Origin of the sequence: Falsiroseomonas oryzae (genome assembly GCF_027856955.1) — a bacterium.
Taxonomy (GTDB): domain Bacteria; phylum Pseudomonadota; class Alphaproteobacteria; order Acetobacterales; family Acetobacteraceae; genus Falsiroseomonas; species Falsiroseomonas oryzae.
In genome coordinates this window covers 1-1,752 of record NZ_JAPSMD010000718.1, presented here as the reverse complement: position 1 = coordinate 1,752, position 1,752 = coordinate 1, and the positions used below count along the sequence as shown (strand labels likewise).

Sequence of the window (1,752 nt, the reverse complement as noted above, 5' to 3'; positions counted from 1 at the left end):
TGCGGGTGGCCGCGGTGGCCGGCGCGCGCGAGGACGCGCTGGCGCTGGCCGAGGAGGGCGCGGCCATCCTGCGCCGGCACGGCCTGGCCGCGGAGCCGCTGCCCATCGTCGGCGGCGACGCGGCGGAGCTGTTGGTGGCGGAGGCGGAGGGGATCGGCGCGCGGCTGATAGTGATGGGCGCCTTCGGCGGCTCGAGCCTGATGCGGCTGCTGGCGGGCAGCACGACGCACCGCCTGCTGCGCGATTCGCGCGTGCCGGTGTTCATCGACGGGTGAGGCGCCCCGATGACCGCAGGGACGCCAGGCCCGGAGGTCTGAATCGGGTCGCCCCGCATGCAGGGCGCATCAGCCCGTGATGATGCGCTTCTCCCGCAGCGCGGCGATCTCGTCCGCCGAATAGCCCAGCTCCGCCGCGATCGCCGCGCCATCCGCGCCGGGCGGGCGCAGATCGCCGGTGCCGCCGGGGCGGGCGCCGTCCAGGCTGACGGGCAGGGCGGGCAGCGCCGTCATGCGGCCATCGGGCAGGGTGACCGGCACCAGCCCGCCGCTGCCGGTCAGGTGCGGGTCGTCGAAGAGGTCGGCGGGCCTGCCGATGGGCGCGAAGGGCAGTCCGAGCGCCTCGCACTTCGCCATCAGCGCTGGCTTGGTCCAGCCGCGCAGCGCTGCGGCGATGCGCGGCAGGGTGCGGGCGCGGCTCTGCACCCGCTGGTTCTTGGTGGCGAGCGTCGGGTCCTCGGCCAGGTCCTGCAGGCCGAAGGCGGCGCAGAAGGCGGGCCATTGCGTGTCGGTGACGACGCCGACGAAGACCTGGCCGCCATCCGACGTGTCGAACACGTCGTAGACCGGCCAGGCCGGCGTGCGGACGGACATGGGCGGGGGCGCGGTGCCGGTGATGCGGGTCTGCGCCATGTGCTGGGCCATCAGCAGGGCCACCGTCTCGAACAGGCCGGCCTGCACCTCGCCGCCCCTGCCCGTGGTTTCCCGTTCGCGCAGCGCGGCGAGGATGCCGACGACGGCGGAGAGCCCGCCCATGATGTCGATCACGCTGGACCCGGCGCGCAGCGGCCGGCCCTCCAGCCCGGTCATGTAGGCCAGGCCGCCCATCATCTGCACCACCTCGTCCAGCGCGGTGCGGTGCTCGTAGGGGCCGGGCAGGAAGCCCTTGCAGGAGCAGTAGACCAGCCGCGGATTCTCCGCGCTGAGCTGCGCATAGCCCAGGCCGAGCTTCGCCATGGCGCCGGGGCGGAAGTTCTCGATCACCACGTCGGCGCGGGCGAGGAGCTTCCTCACCAGTGCCATGCCCTCCGGCGTCTTCATGTCCACCGCCAGGCTGCGCCGGCCGCGGCCGAAGGCCGGGTAGAAGCCGGTGCCGGAGCCGGTGAGGCGGCGCGTCGTGTCGCCGTCCGGCGCGGGCTCCACCTTCACCACCGAGGCGCCGAGATCGGCCAGCGCCATGCCAGCGGTCGGGCCCATGACCATGTGGGTGAACTCGACGACGTTCAGGCCCTTGAGCGGGGTGGGCGAGGTCATGACGGGGCTCCCAGGTCGTCGCCGGACCGGCGCGGGGCAAAATCGCCGCCGAGGCGGCGTGTGAGGTCGGCGGCGGCGCGCGCCACCAGGTCGCGGTGTTCGTCGGCGCGGGCGGCGATGCGCGCGCGCGGGCCGGAGATGCCGAGCGCGCCGGCCAAGCCCTGCGTGCCGAACACCGCGGCAGCGACCGCGGCGGTCTCCGGATTGCGCTCGCCGAAGGTCG

3 protein-coding genes are annotated in these 1,752 nt (G+C 74.7%); 1 reads left to right on the top strand and 2 read right to left on the bottom strand.

Features of this window, described 5'->3' with window-relative positions; all coding sequences use genetic code 11:
- On the top strand, positions 1-275 hold a 275-nt coding region (locus tag OZN99_RS30995; protein ID WP_270939050.1), incomplete at its 5' end, for a universal stress protein.
- A 69-nt stretch (positions 276-344) separates the two neighbouring features.
- Here OZN99_RS30995 and OZN99_RS30990 read toward each other — a convergent pair.
- Together OZN99_RS30990 and OZN99_RS30985 are read right to left on the bottom strand one after the other, a co-directional pair.
- On the bottom strand, positions 345-1,529 hold the full coding sequence (locus tag OZN99_RS30990) for a CaiB/BaiF CoA transferase family protein (RefSeq protein WP_270939049.1): 1,185 nt from the start codon (positions 1,527-1,529) through the stop codon (positions 345-347).
- Positions 1,526-1,752, bottom strand: a 227-nt coding sequence (locus tag OZN99_RS30985) for an IclR family transcriptional regulator (protein WP_270939048.1), incomplete at its 5' end; no start/stop codon positions are given. The genes OZN99_RS30985 and OZN99_RS30990, both read right to left, overlap by 4 nt.

Bases quoted from the DNA above. Each gene is read 5' to 3' on its own strand.
- OZN99_RS30990 (WP_270939049.1), bottom strand. From the start codon at position 1,529: ATGACCTCGCCCACCCCGCTCAAGGGCCTGAACGTCGTCGAGTTCACC.